Here is a 17,116-nt window from a genome sequence, read left to right on the forward strand (position 1 = left end):
AAGACCGGTCCGACACCTTTGATCGAGGCCCATGCCCACCCCGAAGATCCACAGGGAGTATCGGAGCCCCGCCGGCGCCACGAGCCGTCGAGGCTAGGCGGTCCAGTAGGCGTGCAGGCGTACGTTCCCGCGCGGCCACCCGCGATCGTGGATCAGGTGGGCACGCACCTTCTGGCAGGTCCGGGCCTCGCCCGCGACGTACGCGAATCCGGGCTCGTCGGGCAGCCGCAGGGCTTTCAGCGCGCCGAGCAGGGCCGGCGACGACGCGGCGCTGGCACCGTTGCGGTACGCCCAGTCCAGCTCCGCGCCCCGCGGCATCTCCGGCCGGTCGTCGGGTGTGTCCACCTCGATCACCCCGTAGACCGGCGCGCCGACGGGCACGGCCCGGGCGATCGCCCCCATCGCCACGGAGCCCGTCTCCTCGCCCACGACCAGGTGGTAGGGGGCTTCCGGCCGTACCACCAGACGTCCTTCCGGCGGGGTGACCGCGACCTCGTCGCCGGCCTGGACCGACGCCGCCCATCTCGCCCCCGGCCCGTCATGACCGTGCGTGACCACCCGCAGCTCCAGGGAGCCCCGCGGGTCGTAGTCCCAGATCGTGTAGCTGCGCCACCCCTTCCGCAGCGCCTCGATCAGCCCGGACGGCGAGCCGGGCAGCACGTTGAGATGCTGTCCCGGCGCCCACGAGAGGTCCCGCAGCGCCGGCCCGCTCACCCCGATCTGCACCATCGACGGTGTCACCGGCGTGACCGCGCTGACCGTTGCGCGCCGCACCATCCGATCGAGCAGCCCAGGCATTCCCATCACCTCAAATATCCGCAGGTCATGGCATGATTATGAGCAATTGCTCACATCCTCCGCTACTCGCTTTCCGGCCGCACAGGAGCCTCGATGACGCCCGATGACAAGCAGCTGCAACCACGGAAAACGCCCCGCCAGGTGCGTGCCGAGCTGACCCGGCGGCGGATCCTGACCGCGGCTGCTCACGTTTTCGCGGAGCAGGGCTACGCGGCCGGCACCACGAATCGGATCGCCGAACGTGCGGGCGTGTCGATCGGCTCGCTGTACCAGTACTTCCCGGGCAAGGACGCGATCCTGGTCGCGCTGCTCGGCGAGCACCTGGCCCAGGAGACACCGGACCTGGCCGAGTTCTCCGCGTCGCCGCTGGCCGACGCGGTCCGCGCGATGGTCCACGCCGCCGTCCACAGCCACAGCGGCGACCCGGAGCTGCTGGGCGTGCTGATGCAGCAGGCGCTGCGCTGGCCGGAAATCATGCCGATGATGGCCGAGTTGCAGCGGCAGCGCGCCGCGGAGGTCCACGCCTTCCTCGACCGGCACCCGGAGGTCGACGTCGCGGACCCCGCCATCGCCGCGAACCTGGTGGTCACCACGGTCGGCGTGGTCACACACTGGCTGACCGCCGCGCCCGCCGCCCTCGACCCGGTGTCCCTCGAGGACGAGATGACCACGATGCTGACCCGCTACCTCACCGGCCGCTGACGGTCCAGCCACGTGCTACCTCGCTGAACAGCCCATCCGAGTGTCGGTAGCCAGGATGACCCCGAGCGAGGCATCGTCGAGCGATAACAGAATCGTTATCGTCGTCGCATGGCTGGGAAGGTCGTCACGAATCCGGAGGCGGAGTCTGCGACAGCCCGCGATCGCCCGCTTGGAGAAAGGTGAGGATTCCCCGGGCCTGGCGACCCTGGCAAGGCTTACCCGGGCCACCGGCCTGACCTTCCGGGTCGACATCGCCAACGGGTCCGCCGGCCTGGTCGCGGTCTGACGACGCTGATCCTCAGCCACCGAGGACGGTGGTGAAGCGACATCTCGCCGCCGAGCCGGTCATCAAGGGCGTGGACCAGACGTGGTGTGGGTAACAGCGCACGGTACGCTGCTCCGACTCGAAACGGGCTGGAGTGGCATGGAACCGAAGCTGGTACTGCTCGATCTGGACGGCACGCTGCACGAACGCGGCAAAGCCGTGCCGGGTGCGGCCGGTGCCGTGGTCAAGCTGAGGCGGGCCGGGCACACCGTCCGGGTCTTCACCAACACCGACTCGCAGGCCGAGGCGACCCTGGTCGCGCGCATCCGCCGGTCCGGCATCCCGGTTGCGCTGGGTGAGGTCTTCACCCCGGTGGTCGCCGCGAAACGGATCCTCCCGCCGGACGCCCGCGTCCTGGTCCTGGCGGACCGGGCGGTCCGTGACGACCTGGCCACCCACGCCCGGCTGGCCGGCCCGGCCGAGGCCACGCACGTGGTGATCGGCGACTGTCGACAGAGCCTGTCGTACCAGGGCCTGGACGCCGCGTTCCGCGCGGTCCGGGCCGGCGCGGAGCTCCTGGCCTTCCAGCACGGCCCGTATTTCCGCGCCGCCGACGGCGACCACCTGGACACCGGCGCGATCGTCGCGGCGATCGAGTTCGCCGCCGGTAAGACGGCCCGCATCCTGGGCAAACCCAGCCCGGACTTCCTGCGCCTGGCCGCCCGTGACACCCCGGGCGCGTTGTGGGTGGTGGGCGACGACCGCACCACGGACATCCTGATGGCCAACGAGGCCGGGGCGACCGCCGTTCAGGTCCGCACCGGCAAGTACACCGACCAGGCCCAGTCGGACGACCTGCCCCAGCCCACCCACACGATCGACTCCGTCGCCGACCTCCCGGCCCTGCTCGCTCTCGGCTGAACCGGGAGGTTGGTCAGCCGGCCAGCGCGGCGGTGAGGTCGACCTCGACGAGCTGGCCGGTGTAGCCGAGCGAGGCCACGCCCACCAGCGTGCTGGCGGTGGTGAAGGCCGGCGCCAGCGGGGACTCGTTGAGCTGGTCCCAGACCGCGGCCAGGACCGCGGGCTCCGGGCTGACCACGTAGATGACCGAGCGGACCACGTCGTCCGGAGTCGCGCCGGCGGCGGTCAGGACGGCCAGGCAGTTGGCGATCACCTGGGCGGTCTGGGAGGTGTAGTCGCCGGGCCCGCCGACCACCTTGCCGGACAGGTCCAGCGGGCACTGGCCGGCGAGGTGGGCCAGGCGACCGGCCGTGGAGATGGTCACGTGGCTGTACCCAGCCGTCTCGTGGACCGTGTCGGGGTTGAGCTTGGAAATCATCGGTCGAGCGCTCCTGGTTCGAAACGGGGCAGCGGCCAGCCCGGATCCGGGCGGAAGCCGGTGTGCGTATCGTCGAACGGGAACGCGCCGGAGTCGATCAATTTTGTCAGCCGGTCGGCCTCCGCCTGGATCTCCGCGGCCCCGGCGCTGTCGAAGTAGAGCGGGTGGCCGATGAACTCGGCGAACTCGTCGGTGTCCTTCCACTCCCACCGGCGGTCCGGCGTCGCCACGATGTCCAGCACCAGGTCGGTCGTCTCGACGCCGTCGGCCTGCCGCTCGTACGGCTTCTCCAGGTTCACGTACCAGCCGGTGAAGACACCGCCCTGGAAGAACCACCACACCGAGTAGCCGGCGCCGGGCGGCATCAGGATCAGTACGTTGTTCCCCCGCCACGTGTGCAGTTTCAGCTTCGGGTCCCGCATCCGGTCCGGGCTGATGTCGTGCGTCGTCTTACCGTCCACGTCGATCAGCCGGGCGAACTCGCCGCCCTCGGGCGCCCACAGCAGCAGCCCCGCGTCGTCGTCGCGCAGGACGCGCATCGGCTGCGCCCAGGTCCGCCACGGCCCCCGCCGATAGCGCCGCACCACGGTCTGCCCCACCTCGAATCGCATCGCCGCAGACTACTTGCGCCGCACGTGAGCCGGCGGACCGCCGTCAACGCGCGGAGGACGGCCGGGTGCTGCCGCCCCGCTGCTTCGGCCTGCGACGGTTCCGGTCGTGGCCCGGAGTGCGCTGCGGTGGCTCGCTGTTGGCGAGGGCGCGCTGCCGCAGCTCGCGGGCGGCGTCACGATGACCGAGCGCGGCGGCTCGGCGATACCAGTCGAGTGCGCCGCGAGGGTCGTCCAGCTCCTCGCAGGCCACCGCCGCACAGTAGGCGGTGTCCGCGTCGAGGTTCTCAGCGTCGGCCTCCCACACCGTCAACGCCTGCCGGTACAGGCGATGCGCCTCCCGGAGATCACCCGCCTTCTCCAGCTCGATCGCCAGGTTGTATGCACTGTGGGCATCCCCGCCATCCGCGCCGGCCCTCCACAACACCAGCGCCTCCGGGGTACGCCCGATCCGATCCAGGAGCAGGGCGAAGTTGTAGCGTGCGTCGAGGTCGCCGCAGGCGGCAGCCACCCGGTACCAGTATTCGGCCCCGTCGTCGTCGCCCGCGCTCTCCTGTCGAATCGCGAGAGTGTGTGCGCTGCCGGCGTGACCGCTTTCTGCGGCGGCGACCAGCAGGGGCCTTGCCTCCTCGTAACGCCCGATGCGGTCGAGCAGCAGAGCGAGCCGGTTCCGAGCGAGCTGGTCGCCGCCCGTGGCCGCGACCCGGTACCAGCGCTCGGCCTGCTGATCCGCACCGAGCCTCTCGTGCAGCAACCCGGCATTGCGGGCGCCCAAGAGGTTTCCGGCCTCCGCCGCGGCCACCAGAAAGGTCAGAGCCTCCCGCTCAGGACCCGTCCGTTCGAGGAACACTCCAAAGTTGTTCAGCGCCTGCGGATCACCGCCGCTCGCCGCCACCCGGTGCCAGCGTTCTGCCTGACCGTCGTCGCCCACCAGCTCCCATTCCAGGGCCAGGTCGTACGCGGCGAGAAGATCGCCCCGCATCGCCAAGTCCTGCAACCGCTGGATCTTGCGACGCTGCGCTTTCGGGAAACGCTTCATGCCCGCACCGGCATGGTGCGTGCCGACCGGGTATCCGCCGCGACAATCGAGGCGACGGATTGCGGGATCGCCATGACTGCTCCCCACGGCCGAGCCCTGCTCACATTGCGCAGGATGCCGTACAGCGGCACCAGGGACAACAGCACGGCGACACCCGCGGCCACATTCGACGGCCGCTGTCGCGACGTCGAGATCCGTTCCCGCTCCGGGCCGTCGAGTGCTCCGCGGCGTTCGCAGTTCGTTTACTCGAGGCTCGTCACGGTCGGCCTATGGGAGTCAGTGGCAGCCGGCGAGCAGTGTGTCGCTGAGGTCGCACTGGTAGGGCGACCCTTCGGGGCTGCCCTCGAGCCGGTTGGTCAGATAGACCATGACCAGGTCACGGTCCGGATCGGCCCAGCCCAGGCACGCGTTCGAGCCGTTGTGCCCGAACGCGCGCCGGCTGCTGAGCCGGCCCATCGGCCGCGCCCGCTCCGGATCGTTCTCGTTCCCGCCCAGCTGGAAGCCCTCCGACCAGCGGATCCGGTTGCCGAGCACCCGATCCACCTCGCCGTTGGCGGACGGGGTGCAGGCGCCGGCGATCGAGTCGGCGGAGAGCAGGCCGGTCCCGAGCAGGGCCTGATAGAAGACGGCCAGGTCGCGGGCGGTGCTGGAGATCGTGGCGGCGGGGATCACCGCCCTACCGGCGATCCGGCGGTTGGCCGCCCACTGCAGCGCCCGGGGCCCTCCGCTCGCGCCACGCATCGGCACGCGCCGGGGCGGGGCGCTCAGGTGGGTATCGCGCAGCCCGAGCGGCCGCAGGACCCGCTCGTGCAGGACGTCGCGCAGCGGACGGCCGGTGACCCGCTGGACCAGCTCGCCGAGCAGGAATCCGTAGCTCAGGGTGTGGTAGGCCGGGAGCCGCCCCGGCGCGTGGTGCGGTCGGGCGGCGGCGAGGGCGCGGACCGAACGGTTCCAGTCCGGCGCCAGGAGGGCATCGCGATAGAGACTTTTCGCGTACGGAAGTCCGGATCGATGCTGAAGCACCTGCCGTACGGTGATGTCCTGTTTGTAGTTGTTCTCGAAGTCGGGCCAGTACTGTGCCACCGGCGCGTCCAGCGACAGCAGGCCCTGCTCGGCGAGCTGGTGCACGAGCACCGCCGTCAGCGGTTTCCCGGCCGAGAAGAGCAGGAACGGCACGTCCCGCGGCGCCCCGAGGGAGCGGTCCAGCAGCACCCGGCCGTGCCGCAGCACCACCAGCTGCGCCGCCGCCCCGCGCGCGGCCACCATCTCGATCATGGTGCGCACCGCCTGCGGCGTGATCCCCAGCTCCTCGGCCGGCAGCTCGTCCCACGCCCGCCGGGCCTCTGATTCGATCGTCACCCTGCCTCCCACGCCGGAGGGTAGCGATCGCCGCCGCGTGCGCGTCGCACAACACGTGAACCCGGCAACCCGAAAAACCTTTCCGGTACGCGCCGGAAAGGTTAACGCGGTTCAAAGCCGTCGATGGCGGGTCCGGCGCCACTCATCCGATCGAGCAGCGCCGGCGACCGGTCATCGTGGAACGACGCGCCGGAGCTCGCGGAGGGCCTGGCGGCGGACGTCGCCGGTGAGGGTGTCGATGTAGAGCCGGCCGTCGAGGTGGTCTGTCTCGTGCTGCAGGGCCCGGGCCAGGAAGCCGGTCCCGTGCAGGACCAGGGGCTCACCGTACTGGTCGAAGCCGGTGGCGGTGACCGACATGGCCCGCTTGGTGGAGTAACCGAGGCCGGGCAGGGAGAGGCAGCCCTCCTCGTCCTCCTGCTCACCCTCGAAGTCGGAGAGAACCGGATTGACCATGTGGCCGACCTGACCGGCGACATTGTAGGAAAAGACGCGCAGGCTGACGCCGATCTGCGGGCCGGCGACACCGGCGCGGCCGGGCTCGCGAACGGTCTCCTCCAGGTCACGAACGATCTCGCGAAGGCTGGCGTCGAAGTCGGTGACCGGATCGGCGGGCGTGCGCAGGACCGGGTCACCGTAGATCCGGATCGGCCTAACTGTCATGCCTCGAAGCCTATCCGCCCGTTACCCTACGTCGCGCCCGGCACCACCGGATCAGCGAGAATGAACCGGGGCTCGCCGGGTTCAGCGGAACGGGCCGGAACCCACCGGGTGAGGGCCGACATGATCGCGGAGGTCGACATGAGGGTGAGCCACGGATGGTGACCTGGCGGCGGCGCGAGGACTCGCGTGACGAACGGATCGTCCGGGCGCTGCAGCAGCCTCCGGAGCCCATCGACGTGCGCGGCGCCCGGCGGTGGCGCTGGGCGGACGAGCACTGGCGCGCTCAGCTGCGCGGATCCGCCACCGCCCTGGAGCTGTTCACCCGGCGCAACGAGAGCGACGAGTACCGGCACCTGCTGGGTGCCGACGCTTACCGGGACCAGTTGGTGGAGGTGCTGTCCCGCGCTCAGCCCCGGGACTGCGCGGCCGCCGGCTTCGGCTGCACCCGCCGCATCGACCGCGCGTGTCGCGGCCCAGAGATCTGCTCCCAGGATCGGGCGGCCGGCCCGGACGACCGAGTCCACCGGGAGGGCCCGCTCCCCGGCGCCTGCGACTCGTTCCACCTGGATCTCCCCGAGGGCCACGTCCGAATCGGGTTCAGCGCGGGAGACCGCCACCGCGCCGTCCTGTGGTGGGAGAGTTCCCTGGGCACGATGCTCTGGATCGACGGCACGCGGATCGGCCGCGACCTGACCCTCGACACGTCCGGCCGATGGCTCGACGACCGCTTCCACCTGACACACGCCGCCGGACCGGAAGATCATCCGGCGCAGGCGTACGAGCCGGGCAGCCTGAGCTCCCGGATCAGGTCGGTGCTGCTCCACGACGCCGACCGCTCCTCGACGCGGCTTCTCTCGCCGAGCCCCGACGAGCTGTGGACCGACCCATGGATCGTCCGTGACGGCGAGTCACTGCTGGTCTACCCGAAGCCGGAGGACATCGAGGCAGGCACCCGTCCAACCCGCGTCCTACCGCTCGACTGACAGCGGTTGCCAGTTCCGATACCAGCGCCGACCGCACGGACCGGACAGACATCCGGCAGGATCGATCTCCGCATCCGCTTCTCGACCACAGACCTGGTCACAGTCGAAAACGATAAGTACCGCCCTGTCGACCCGGTCCGCGGCTACGGGAGGCTACGTGAGCCACGAATCGTCGTCGCTTTGTTCCGATTTTTCTATCTGGTCAAGTAAAGCGGCCAGGCTCTCCGTGGATTGCTCGTCGAAGACGACAGAAACCGCGTTAAAGAATTTCTTCTCATCGAACTCCGACATTTACCGTTTGATAGCAAAATTGCCTTTAAATAGCACATGCTCCGTCATTGCATATTCCGGCTCCGCGACACCTCGACGAGGGTTGATTTCTCCACGCGGGAGCAGCAAGATTTTGGGAGCGCTCCCATCGAGGCGCTTCGATGACGGAGGTTCGTGGTGAAGCAAAGGATCCTGCTCGCCGTCCTGCTCGCGGTCGCCGCCGTCGTAGGCGTGGCGCCCGTCGCCCGTGCCGCCACCACCGTCCGGATCATGGCGCTCGGGGACTCGATCACCGCCGGGCCGGGTTGCTGGCGGGCCAAGCTCTGGCACAGCCTGCAGACCGCCGGGTACACCAGCATCGACTTCGTCGGCACGCAGTCCGACGGCGGGGGCTGCAACCCCGGGTACTCATACGACTTCGACCACGAGGGGCACGGCGGCTACTCGGCCACCGGGATCGCCGGCAACGACCAGCTACCGCCATGGCTGGCCGCCGCCCGGCCGGACGTCGTCCTGATGCACCTGGGCACCAATGACATGTGGGGCGGTTACATCCCGCTGCAGGACAAGCTGAACGCCTTCACCAAGCTGATCGGTCAGATGCGCGCCCAGAACTCCGCCATGAAGATCATCGTCGCGCAGATCATTCCGATGAGCGCCGCCGCCTGTGCCACCTGTCCGGCCGACGTGATGGCTCTCAACAACGCGCTGCCTTCCTGGGCGGCCGGCCTGAGCACGTCCCAGTCGCCGATCGTCCTCGCCGACCTGTGGACCGGATATGACGCGGTCGCCGACAACGTCGACGGCGTCCACCCGAACGACACCGGCTTCCGGAAGATGGCCGACGCCTGGTTTCCCGTGCTCGCGAGGGCGCTCGGCGGCAGCACGACACCGCCGACCACGACACCCACGACGCCGCCGACCACGGCTCCCACGACGGCTCCTCCGGGCGGCGCCTGCACGGCGACCTACCGGGTGACCTCGCAATGGACGGGCGGCTTCCAGGGTGAGGTCACCGTCAGCAACGGCTCCTCGTCGGCCTCGTCCGGCTGGACCGCGACGTTCACCTTCGCCAGCGGCCAGACCGTCACCCAGGCCTGGAACGCCACAGTCACCCAGTCCGGCGCCACGGTCACCGCCCGCAACGCCGAATGGAACGGCCGGATCACCGCCGGCGGCACCGCGACCTTCGGTTTCCTCGCCTCGTCGACCGGCACCAACACAAACCCGGCCGCGACCTGCATCCTGACCACAGGGTGACCGCCGCGACCCACATCCGAACTACAACATGACCACCGCGACCCGCGTCGTGACCACCGGGTAACCACCGCGACCCGCGTCCGAACTACAGAATGACCACCGCGACCCGCGTCATGACCACCGGGACCCGCGTCGCGGCCGCCGGGTAACCACCGCGACCCGCGTCCGAACTGCGGCGTGACCGCGGCAACCTGCGTCCGAACTTCGGCGTGACCACCGCGACCTGCGTCCTGGTCACAAGGGTTACCGCCGTGATCACCCTCGACGGGATCACCCTTCGAGTAGGGGCGTCAACAACCGCCGGCATCGTCGGGGGTCCTCGGTCAGCCCGGCGGTGAGTCCCCAGAGCCAGTAGTCGACGGTCCGGAAGACCACCCAGTCCCGGCCGTGGTCGCGGTCGATCCCGGCGGCGTCCACGGCCGCCCGGAAGTGCCGGATGATCTCGGCCTCGTCGCTCATCTCGTCCAGCCGGGTCCACAGGATCCGGCCGAGGTCGAACGCGATGTCGCCACGCATCAGCACCGGGTCGACGGTGAGCCAGGGTTCCCGCTCGCCGCGCAGAACCTGAGCGGAGTGCAGGTCGCCGTTCACCGCGAGCCGCGATTCCGAGCGCGCCCGGCGGCCGCCGATCTCTTCGGCATGTGCCAGGCGGCTGCCGATCTCGAGTGCCCGGCGCAGCGTGCGCTCCGGGAAAGGGCGACCACAGCGTTCCCACTCCACCGGCAGCGCCGGCATCCTGGCCGCCACGGCGGCGGCGGTGCTCGGCACGTGTTCCGGGGCCGGGACCGCGAGGCGACGCATCATCCGGCCGAGGATGGGGATCGCCTCGTCGACCGGTACGGCGTGCAACGAACCGTCGATGGCCAAACGCTCGAGCAGCATGACACCGGAAGGCACGTCGGCGTCGATGAGCTGGACCATCCCCCGGCCGTTCCAGAAGCGCAGGGCCGCCACAAGCTCGGCGACCTCCGGCCCGGGCGGCGTCAGGCGCAGGACGAACGGATCGCCCGCGCGGGCCACCGGCACGACGGCCGCGTTGGAGCCATGTGCCATCTCACCGGTGATCGTCAGCCGCCACCGGTCGCTATAGGCACGAATGAGCTGCGGCAACGCGTCGAGCCACGCCGAGCCCTCGCGCCACCAGCGCGGCATGTCCCGGAAAGCCTGCGGAACGGCGACGAAATCCGCCAAAGCCCCAGAATCGTCCTCCCACCCCGGCATCAGCCCAAACTACCGCGCCGTGATTGGACATTGGACGGACCGCACCCGGGTCCTTCGGGAGGCTTCTGCAGCCTGCTCAGCCCCGGCCCGTTGTCAAGACGGCCGCGACAGCGCCACCCGGCCCGGCCCGGCCCGGCCCGGCCCAGCCCCGCCCCGCCCCGCCCCGACAGCCCACCCCATAGCGGCGCCACGATCCTGGACAGCGCCACCCGACCCCGACAACCCACCCCCCAGCGGCACCACGATCCCGGACAGCACCACCCGACCCCGACAACCCACCCCCCAGCGGCACCACGATCCCGGACAGCACCAGGGCCCAGCCGAAATTCGACGGCTGGGCCTGGCTGCGGTGTCGCGCGCTCGGAAAGCAGCATGAAGCCCAGCCCGGATTCGACGGCGGGAGCTACGGGCCTCAGGCGGCCACTTCTTGCAGGGCCGGCCGGTGGACCTCCGCAGCGGCGTCCACGAGGTGCAGCCCGTCGAAGCGGATGGCGATCAGACCGGCCGCCACGGACCGGTCGATGATCGTGACGGTGGCGACATCCCGATGGATCGGATCCCCCGGATCGCTGACAGCCCGGAGAAGTCGCCGCCACCGACGGCAGTGGGTCGCAAAGGACGACGCCCGGATCTTCCGCCTGCGAGCCTCCTGCCCGGCGAGAGCCTCCTCCGGCTCGACGTCCAGCAGCAACAGATGCGTCCGCCGACCGGCCCGCCCCGCGAGCCCGGTGATCAGCTTGCGGGCCCACGCCCGCGTCCCACTCTCGTGCACCACGATCGACTCCCCACCGCGCAGCGCCCGGGACAGCCGCACATAGTGGGCCGCGTGCACGACCGGCCGCCAGTAGCGGTAGGGCAGCCGGCCGAGATAGGGCCGCAGCTCCTCACGCGCCTGCTCGGAGTCGAGCAGACACACCCCCGGCCGGGGGAACAGGCGCCTCAGCAGCGTGGTCTTGCCGGCGCCTGGCACACCGGCGACCACCAGCAGCGAGCCGGCCGGATAGTTCAGCTCCGGCACCCGCCGTCCCCGAAGATCCTGCCCGAGCTCCATGGTCGTTCCTCTCCCGCCGTGGCAGGAACCGGACTCCGGTGGACACCCGAGACTCCGGCCCCTGTCCGCGGCGACTCACGTCACCCGCAGGGCCGAAGGTCTGGTCCACCCCGGAATCGAGGCCCGGGCGCCGGGAGCCAGGTTGGCTCCAGGATGTCGAACGACCGGCGAAGGACTACTCCCCTTCGCCGCGAAACAATACCCTCACGCCGCAAACAGTGTCGGACGCTCGCACAGCAGCATGTGCTTCAGCTTGATCAGCGAGCGCCGGGTCTGGCTCTTGACCACGGTGATCGGCACGTCGAGTTCGGCGGCGACCTCCTCGACGCTGTGGTCGGCGAAGTACCGCAGCACGACGATCGCCCGGTCGCGGGCGGGTAGCTGCCGTAGCGCGCCCATCATGGTGACCCGCAGGTCAGCGTCCATCGTGTAGACCGGTTCGCGTAGTTCGCCCGGTGTCGCCTCGGTGGAGCTGCGGCGCCGCCGATGGTCGAGATAGGTCCGGAACAGGACCTTTTGGGCGTACGCCGAAAGGTTCTCGGTATCGGCGGCCCGGTCCCAGCTCAGAAACAGCTTGGTCAGCGTGGTCTGGGTGAGGTCCTGAGCGAGATGCCAGTCACGGCAGAGCTGGAACGCGCTGCTGTGCAGCCGCTGCTTGCTGTCCCGCGCGAAACGCGCGAAGTCCGTCACCGGCGGCGCGGGCGTGGATGGTGCCGGCGAGGGAGGGCTCAGAAGATCAAGCATCGCTCAGGGTGTCGCCTTCTCTGCAGCCACGGTGGCAGAAGTGTCACTGTGGACCGTGTCCGGGAAACGCGTGCGCCAAGGTACGCGCTCATCCCCAGTACATGGGGGTGGACGCTGAGAGTGGCACGCCATAGGTGGAGAAGGCTGGGAAGCTACTAGGCGAACGCTGTGAGCCCACCCGCTAGCGCCGCCCGCAAGGGTCCGGCCTTCGCGGCGGCCTCCGCGACCTCGGCCTCCGGATCACTGTCGGCGGTGATCCCGCCACCCGCCCAGGCGTGCACACGGGAGCCGTCGACGGCCACCGTCCGGATGCTCAGTCCCAGGTCGAGGTGGTCGTGACCGATCCAGCCGAGCGCGCCCATGCTGACCCCGCGGCCGACGGGTTCCAGGGCGGCGATCTGCTCGAGGGCGGCGATCTTGGGGGCGCCGGTGACGCTTCCGCCCGGGCAGACCGCGCGGAGCAGATCCGCGAGGCCGACCTCGCCGGAGAGGGGCGCGGAGACGACCGATTCGGCCTGCCAAAGACCACACCATCGGCGTACGGCGAACAGCTTGTCGACGCGCACCGGTCCGGTCCCGGGCAGCCGGGCGAGGTCGTTGCGCTCCAGGTCGACGATCATGATGTGTTCGGCGCGTTCCTTGGCCGACGCGAGGAGTTCGCGGCGGCCCTGTGCGGTGGCGGGCCGGGTTCCCTTGATCGGACGGGTCAGCACCCGCCCGTGGCGGACCTCGACGAGGGTCTCCGGGGAGGCGGTGGCGATCGCCCACCGGCCGTCCGGGGCGGCGAGGATTCCGCCGTAGCGGGCGCCGGGGAGGGTGGCGACGCGGCGCAGGGCCGCGGTCGGATCTCCGGTGTACGGCGCGGAGGCGTGCCCGACGACGTTGACCTGGTAGACGTCCCCGCGTCCGATCGCGTCCCGGACCCGCTGGACCGCGTCGGCGTGCTGCCGGGGGCTCCAGCTCTCCGCCCAGGGGCCCAGATTCCAGGATCCGGTTGAACCGGGGAAGGGGTCCTCGGTGTGTACCCAGACGACGGCATACACGTCCGGGATCACGGGGACCGGACTGGGGCCGCCCGGAGTGGCGTTGATCATCACGCATCCGGCATCCGCGGACACGTAGAGCGACGCTCCGCAAATGGCGCCATGGCCGTACGTCTGATTTTTGTCAGCCGAACGGCCTAGCTTTCGCACCGGCAGTCCGTTGTCCTCAAGGAAGGCGGTCACAAGCTCAGCAGGGTCACCGGAATCACCCCGATGCCACGAAAACGAACGTAACGCATGGTGACGGGCGTGGCAGGACGCCGGAGCGGCCGGCGGAGCCCCGGGAGGAGGTACCTCGGAGTAGCCGCCGGACGCCGGCGCGTGGACCATTGAAACCGCGAAATCGCGGCCGGACGCCGTCACTCCCTTGAACCGCTGTCGTTCGATGTGAGGTAACGTTCGAGCCCGACTTTGTGAACCTTCACACAGCCCCCTACCGGAGAAAACCCGCGATGTGCCAGCACCCGAATCAATGCCCTTCAGCCGACGCGATCGATCGGGAGGCCGCCCGGACCGTGGCGACCTTCTGCGAACAGGGCTGGAGCCTGCTCTGCAACGGTGTCATCGTCTTCGAGGACACCGGAGAACTCCTGCCGGACGGTACGACGATCGAGCCGCACCGCGGCCCGGCACGGCACGCTCTCGCCGCTTAATCACTCAGGGTAACGATACGGCCGCCCGGTTTGGCGGAAGTTTCGAGCCCGTCGACAAGACGGCGCAGGCCGCGATCCGCCGACCGCGACCTGCGCGTGAAACCTGGGATCAGCTCTCGAACGCCTCCGGCGAGGGGCAGGAGCAGACCAGGTTCCGGTCTCCGTACGCCCCGTCGATGCGGCGTACCGGCGGCCAGTACTTGGCGGTCCGGTCCACACCCTCCGGGAAGCCCGCGACCGAACGCGGGTACGGGTGCGACCACTCGTCCGCCGTCACCGCCGACGCCGTGTGCGGCGCGTTCGCCAGCGGGTTGTCGTCCTTCGGCCAGACGCCCGCGCCGACCTGGTCGATCTCCCCCTTGATCGCGATCATCGCGGCACAGAACCGGTCCAGCTCGGCCAGGTCCTCGCTCTCGGTCGGCTCCACCATCAGGGTGCCGGCGACCGGGAACGACATGGTCGGGGCGTGGAACCCGTAGTCGATCAGCCGCTTCGCGACGTCGTCCACCGAGACGCCGGTGGCCTTGGTGATCGGCCGCAGGTCGAGGATGCACTCGTGCGCGACCAGGCCGTGCTCGCCCGCGTAGAGCACCGGGTAGTGCTCGCGCAGCCGCGCCGCCACGTAGTTCGCCGCCAGTACCGCGGTCGCGGTGGCCTGCGCCAGACCGTCCGGGCCCATCATCCGGACGTACGCCCAGGAGATCGGCAGGATGCCGGCCGAGCCGTGCGCGGCGGCCGAGACGGCGTGGTGGTCGCCCGGCTCCAGGGGGTTGCCGGGCAGGAACTCGGCGAGGTGCGCGCGGACCGCGACCGGGCCGACGCCGGGACCGCCGCCGCCGTGCGGGATGCAGAACGTCTTGTGCAGGTTCAGGTGCGACACGTCCGCCCCGAACTTGCCCGGCTTGGCGAAGCCGACGAGCGCGTTCAGGTTGGCGCCGTCCACGTACACCTGGCCACCGGCCTCGTGCACCCGCTCGCACAGCTCGGCGATCGAGGTCTCGTAGACGCCGTGCGTGGACGGGTAGGTCACCATGATCGCCGAGAGCGAGTCCCGGTGCTTCTCGATCTTGGCGGCCAGGTCGGTGAGATCGACGTTGCCGTTCTCGTCGCAGGCCACCACGACCACGCGCATGCCGGCCATCACCGCGCTGGCCGCGTTGGTGCCGTGCGCCGACGACGGGATCAGGCAGACGTCGCGGTGCGTCTCACCGCGCGAGCGGTGGTAGCCGCGGATCGCGAGCAGGCCGGCCAGCTCGCCCTGGGAGCCGGCGTTCGGCTGGACGCTGACCGCGTCGTACCCGGTGATCTCGGCCAGCCAGCCCTCCAGCTGGGCGACCAGCTGCTCGTAGCCCTGGACCTGGTCGGCCGGCGCGAACGGGTGGATGTTCGCGAACTCCGGCCAGGTGACCGCTTCCATCTCGGTGGTGGCGTTCAGCTTCATCGTGCAGGAGCCCAGCGGGATCATGCCGCGGTCCAGCGCGTAGTCCCGGTCGGAGAGTTTGCGCAGGTAGCGCAGCATGCTCGTCTCGGAGTGGTGGGTGTTGAACACCGGGTGGTGCAGGTAGTCGCTGGTCCGGGCCAGGCCCTTGGCGCCACAGGTGGCAGCCTCGGCGACGGTGGCGCCGAAGGCCGCGAGAACGGTCTCGACGTGCGCCGCGGTGGTGGTCTCGTCGGCCGAGATCGACACCCGGTCGGCGTTGACCAGCCGGAGGTCGACGCCGGACGCGGCGGCGGCCGCCACGATCTGCTCGGCGCGGCCCGGCACGACGGCGGTGACCGTGTCGAAGAACGCGTCGTGGGCCACTTCGACACCGGCGGCGGTGAGGCCACCGGCCAGAGTGAGGGCGTGGCCGTGCACTCGCTTGGCGATGGCGCGCAGGCCGGCCGGGCCGTGGTAGACCGCGTACATGCTGGCCATGACGGCGAGCAGGACCTGGGCGGTGCAGATGTTGCTGGTCGCCTTCTCGCGGCGGATGTGCTGCTCCCGCGTCTGCAGGGCGAGGCGGTAGGCGGGCGCGCCGTCCGCGTCCTTGGAGACGCCGACCAGGCGGCCGGGCAGGCTGCGCTCCAGGCCGGCCCGGACGGCCAGGTATCCGGCGTGCGGGCCGCCGAAGCCGAGCGGCACGCCGAAGCGCTGGGTGGTGCCGGCCGCGATGTCCGCGCCGATCTCGCCCGGGGCACGCAGCAGGGTCAGGGCGAGCAGGTCGGCGGCGACCGTGACCAGGGCGCCCTTGGCGTGGGCGGCCTCGATCAGGGCGGTGTGGTCGCGGACCGCGCCGGACGCGCCCGGGTACTGCAGGTGCAGGCCGAAGTACTCCTCCGGCAGCGGGTCGCCGGCGTCCAGGTCGACCAAGGCGATCTCGATGCCGAGCGGTTCGGCCCGGGTGCGCAGCACGGCGAGGGTCTGCGGGAACGTGTCGGCGTCCACCGCGTACACCTGGCTCTTGCTCTTCGAGGCCCGGCGGGCGATCGTCATCGCCTCGGCGACCGCGGTCGCCTCGTCCAGCATCGACGCGTTCGCCGTGGTCAGGCCGGTCAGGTCGGTGACCATGGTCTGGAAGTTCAGCAGCGCCTCGAGACGGCCCTGGCTGATCTCCGGCTGGTACGGGGTGTACGCCGTATACCACGCCGGGTTCTCCAGCACGTTCCGCTTGATCACGGCCGGCGTGTGGGTGCCGTAGTAGCCGAGGCCGATCATCGGGGTCGCCAGGACGTTACGGCCGGCGATCTCCCGCAGCTCGGCGATCGTCTCCTCCTCGGAGGCGCCGGCCGGCAGGTCCAGCGCGCCGTGGAACCGGATCGACTCGGGAATCGCGGCGTCCATCAGCTCGTCGAGCGACGAGTACCCGATCGCCTTGAGCATCTGGGACTGCTCGTCCGACTGCGGCCCGATGTGGCGGTGAACGAACGACGACGACGTCATGGGCGACTCCTGGCACGTGAGAAGGTCGACAACGCAACCTCCCCCTCTGTCGCACCCGAACGGGGACTTCAGAGTCGCCTGCCCACGCGGTCCTTTTGCCTGAGAGGTTCCGGGGAGGATTTGCCCCTTCGGCGCCGATGGACCCCATGAAACATGGAATCCAGGTCTCTCCCGCGCGGGTATAGCCGGCTGGTCACA

18 protein-coding genes and 1 riboswitch are annotated in these 17,116 nt (G+C 70.3%); of the genes, 5 read left to right on the plus strand and 13 right to left on the minus strand.

Annotation, left to right across the window (positions count from 1 at the left end):
- Nucleotides 1-93: 93 nt before the first annotated feature.
- Nucleotides 94-798, minus strand: a complete 705-nt coding sequence (locus CHC09_RS28085) for a siderophore-interacting protein (RefSeq protein WP_203833230.1) — start codon at nucleotides 796-798, stop codon at nucleotides 94-96.
- Nucleotides 799-891: 93 nt separating this feature from the next.
- On the opposite strand from CHC09_RS28085, the gene CHC09_RS28090 reads away from it, so the two are divergent.
- Both CHC09_RS28090 and CHC09_RS28095 read left to right on the plus strand, forming a co-directional pair.
- On the plus strand, nucleotides 892-1,500 hold the full coding sequence (locus tag CHC09_RS28090) for a TetR/AcrR family transcriptional regulator (protein WP_089296218.1): 609 nt from the start codon (nucleotides 892-894) through the stop codon (nucleotides 1,498-1,500).
- A gap of 424 nt (nucleotides 1,501-1,924) precedes the next feature.
- Nucleotides 1,925-2,686 (plus strand): HAD-IIA family hydrolase, encoded by a 762-nt coding sequence (locus tag CHC09_RS28095; RefSeq protein WP_089296219.1) that lies wholly within the window; start codon nucleotides 1,925-1,927, stop codon nucleotides 2,684-2,686.
- Between the two features lie 13 nt (nucleotides 2,687-2,699).
- On the opposite strand, the gene CHC09_RS28100 is transcribed toward CHC09_RS28095, so the two are convergent.
- The 6 genes from CHC09_RS28100 to CHC09_RS28120 all read right to left on the minus strand — a co-directional run bounded on the left by CHC09_RS28100 (nucleotide 2,700) and on the right by CHC09_RS28120 (nucleotide 6,770).
- Nucleotides 2,700-3,104 carry a RidA family protein gene (locus tag CHC09_RS28100; protein WP_089296220.1) on the minus strand — a complete coding sequence of 135 codons (405 nt, stop codon included), beginning with the start codon at nucleotides 3,102-3,104 and terminating at the stop codon, nucleotides 2,700-2,702.
- On the minus strand, nucleotides 3,101-3,715 hold the full coding sequence (locus CHC09_RS28105) for a ribonuclease FAU-1 family protein (protein ID WP_089296221.1): 615 nt from the start codon (nucleotides 3,713-3,715) through the stop codon (nucleotides 3,101-3,103). The genes CHC09_RS28100 and CHC09_RS28105 overlap by 4 nt, the downstream gene beginning before the upstream one ends.
- Before the next feature lie 43 nt (nucleotides 3,716-3,758).
- Nucleotides 3,759-4,751 carry a tetratricopeptide repeat protein gene (locus CHC09_RS28110; RefSeq protein ID WP_089296222.1) on the minus strand — a complete coding sequence of 331 codons (993 nt, stop codon included), beginning with the start codon at nucleotides 4,749-4,751 and terminating at the stop codon, nucleotides 3,759-3,761.
- Nucleotides 4,748-4,897, minus strand: a complete 150-nt coding sequence (locus CHC09_RS46600; protein ID WP_179277320.1) for a hypothetical protein — start codon at nucleotides 4,895-4,897, stop codon at nucleotides 4,748-4,750. Before CHC09_RS46600 ends, CHC09_RS28110 begins: the two co-directional genes overlap by 4 nt.
- 130 nt (nucleotides 4,898-5,027) lie before the next feature.
- Nucleotides 5,028-6,110 carry a serine hydrolase domain-containing protein gene (locus tag CHC09_RS28115; protein ID WP_089296223.1) on the minus strand — a complete coding sequence of 361 codons (1,083 nt, stop codon included), beginning with the start codon at nucleotides 6,108-6,110 and terminating at the stop codon, nucleotides 5,028-5,030.
- A gap of 171 nt (nucleotides 6,111-6,281) precedes the next feature.
- Nucleotides 6,282-6,770, minus strand: coding sequence for a peptide deformylase (locus tag CHC09_RS28120; RefSeq protein WP_089296224.1), 489 nt, complete (start codon nucleotides 6,768-6,770; stop codon nucleotides 6,282-6,284).
- A 155-nt stretch (nucleotides 6,771-6,925) separates the two neighbouring features.
- On the opposite strand from CHC09_RS28120, the gene CHC09_RS28125 reads away from it, so the two are divergent.
- Entirely contained in the window at nucleotides 6,926-7,753 is an 828-nt protein-coding gene (locus CHC09_RS28125; protein ID WP_089296225.1) for a hypothetical protein, read from the plus strand.
- A 153-nt stretch (nucleotides 7,754-7,906) separates the two neighbouring features.
- Here CHC09_RS28125 and CHC09_RS46605 read toward each other — a convergent pair whose 3' ends face one another.
- Nucleotides 7,907-8,044 (minus strand): hypothetical protein, encoded by a 138-nt coding sequence (locus tag CHC09_RS46605; protein ID WP_179277321.1) that lies wholly within the window; start codon nucleotides 8,042-8,044, stop codon nucleotides 7,907-7,909.
- 156 nt (nucleotides 8,045-8,200) lie between these two features.
- Here CHC09_RS46605 and CHC09_RS28130 point away from each other — a divergent pair, with 156 nt between their 5' ends.
- On the plus strand, nucleotides 8,201-9,283 hold the full coding sequence (locus CHC09_RS28130) for a cellulose binding domain-containing protein (RefSeq protein WP_089296226.1): 1,083 nt from the start codon (nucleotides 8,201-8,203) through the stop codon (nucleotides 9,281-9,283).
- Nucleotides 9,284-9,553: 270 nt separating this feature from the next.
- Here CHC09_RS28130 and CHC09_RS28140 read toward each other — a convergent pair whose 3' ends face one another.
- The 4 genes from CHC09_RS28140 to CHC09_RS28155 form a co-directional block, all read right to left on the minus strand.
- A complete protein-coding gene (locus CHC09_RS28140; RefSeq protein ID WP_203833229.1) occupies nucleotides 9,554-10,474 on the minus strand; it encodes an aminoglycoside phosphotransferase family protein in 921 nt (306 codons plus the stop codon).
- Between the two features lie 442 nt (nucleotides 10,475-10,916).
- Nucleotides 10,917-11,555, minus strand: a complete 639-nt coding sequence (locus tag CHC09_RS28145; protein ID WP_089296229.1) for an ATP-binding protein — start codon at nucleotides 11,553-11,555, stop codon at nucleotides 10,917-10,919.
- Nucleotides 11,556-11,759: 204 nt separating this feature from the next.
- Nucleotides 11,760-12,245 carry a sigma-70 family RNA polymerase sigma factor gene (locus CHC09_RS28150; protein WP_239138528.1) on the minus strand — a complete coding sequence of 162 codons (486 nt, stop codon included), beginning with the start codon at nucleotides 12,243-12,245 and terminating at the stop codon, nucleotides 11,760-11,762.
- Between the two features lie 209 nt (nucleotides 12,246-12,454).
- Nucleotides 12,455-13,672 carry a chorismate-binding protein gene (locus CHC09_RS28155; protein WP_089296231.1) on the minus strand — a complete coding sequence of 406 codons (1,218 nt, stop codon included), beginning with the start codon at nucleotides 13,670-13,672 and terminating at the stop codon, nucleotides 12,455-12,457.
- Nucleotides 13,673-13,794: 122 nt separating this feature from the next.
- Here CHC09_RS28155 and CHC09_RS28160 point away from each other — a divergent pair, with 122 nt between their 5' ends.
- Entirely contained in the window at nucleotides 13,795-13,995 is a 201-nt protein-coding gene (locus tag CHC09_RS28160; RefSeq protein WP_089296232.1) for a DUF5999 family protein, read from the plus strand.
- A gap of 109 nt (nucleotides 13,996-14,104) precedes the next feature.
- Here the strand turns inward: CHC09_RS28160 and gcvP are convergent, their stop codons facing one another.
- The gene (gene gcvP / locus CHC09_RS28165) at nucleotides 14,105-16,918 is read right to left on the minus strand and encodes an aminomethyl-transferring glycine dehydrogenase (protein ID WP_089296233.1); all 2,814 of its coding nucleotides are present in this window, start codon (nucleotides 16,916-16,918) and stop codon (nucleotides 14,105-14,107) included.
- A 77-nt stretch (nucleotides 16,919-16,995) separates the two neighbouring features.
- Nucleotides 16,996-17,102, minus strand: a riboswitch (glycine riboswitch).
- Between the last annotated feature and the right edge of the window lie 14 nt (nucleotides 17,103-17,116).

Source organism: Actinoplanes regularis, from assembly GCF_900188005.1.
GTDB classification, from domain to species: domain Bacteria; phylum Actinomycetota; class Actinomycetes; order Mycobacteriales; family Micromonosporaceae; genus Actinoplanes; species Actinoplanes regularis.

What these genes read in the sequence shown, in the direction of transcription:
- CHC09_RS28145 (WP_089296229.1), bottom strand. Translation starts at nt 11,555, where the DNA reads ATGGAGCTCGGGCAGGATCTTCGGGGACGGCGGGTGCCGGAGCTGAAC.
- CHC09_RS28105 (WP_089296221.1), bottom strand. Translation starts at nt 3,715, where the DNA reads ATGCGATTCGAGGTGGGGCAGACCGTGGTGCGGCGCTATCGGCGGGGG.
- CHC09_RS28120 (WP_089296224.1), bottom strand. Translation starts at nt 6,770, where the DNA reads ATGACAGTTAGGCCGATCCGGATCTACGGTGACCCGGTCCTGCGCACG.
- CHC09_RS28090 (WP_089296218.1), top strand. Translation starts at nt 892, where the DNA reads ATGACGCCCGATGACAAGCAGCTGCAACCACGGAAAACGCCCCGCCAG.
- CHC09_RS28085 (WP_203833230.1), bottom strand. Translation starts at nt 798, where the DNA reads ATGCCTGGGCTGCTCGATCGGATGGTGCGGCGCGCAACGGTCAGCGCG.
- CHC09_RS28100 (WP_089296220.1), bottom strand. Translation starts at nt 3,104, where the DNA reads ATGATTTCCAAGCTCAACCCCGACACGGTCCACGAGACGGCTGGGTAC.
- gcvP (WP_089296233.1), bottom strand. Translation starts at nt 16,918, where the DNA reads ATGACGTCGTCGTCGTTCGTTCACCGCCACATCGGGCCGCAGTCGGAC.
- CHC09_RS46605 (WP_179277321.1), bottom strand. Translation starts at nt 8,044, where the DNA reads ATGTCGGAGTTCGATGAGAAGAAATTCTTTAACGCGGTTTCTGTCGTC.
- CHC09_RS28125 (WP_089296225.1), top strand. Translation starts at nt 6,926, where the DNA reads ATGGTGACCTGGCGGCGGCGCGAGGACTCGCGTGACGAACGGATCGTC.
- CHC09_RS28110 (WP_089296222.1), bottom strand. Translation starts at nt 4,751, where the DNA reads ATGAAGCGTTTCCCGAAAGCGCAGCGTCGCAAGATCCAGCGGTTGCAG.
- CHC09_RS28155 (WP_089296231.1), bottom strand. Translation starts at nt 13,672, where the DNA reads ATGGTCCACGCGCCGGCGTCCGGCGGCTACTCCGAGGTACCTCCTCCC.
- CHC09_RS28160 (WP_089296232.1), top strand. Translation starts at nt 13,795, where the DNA reads ATGTGCCAGCACCCGAATCAATGCCCTTCAGCCGACGCGATCGATCGG.
- CHC09_RS28095 (WP_089296219.1), top strand. Translation starts at nt 1,925, where the DNA reads ATGGAACCGAAGCTGGTACTGCTCGATCTGGACGGCACGCTGCACGAA.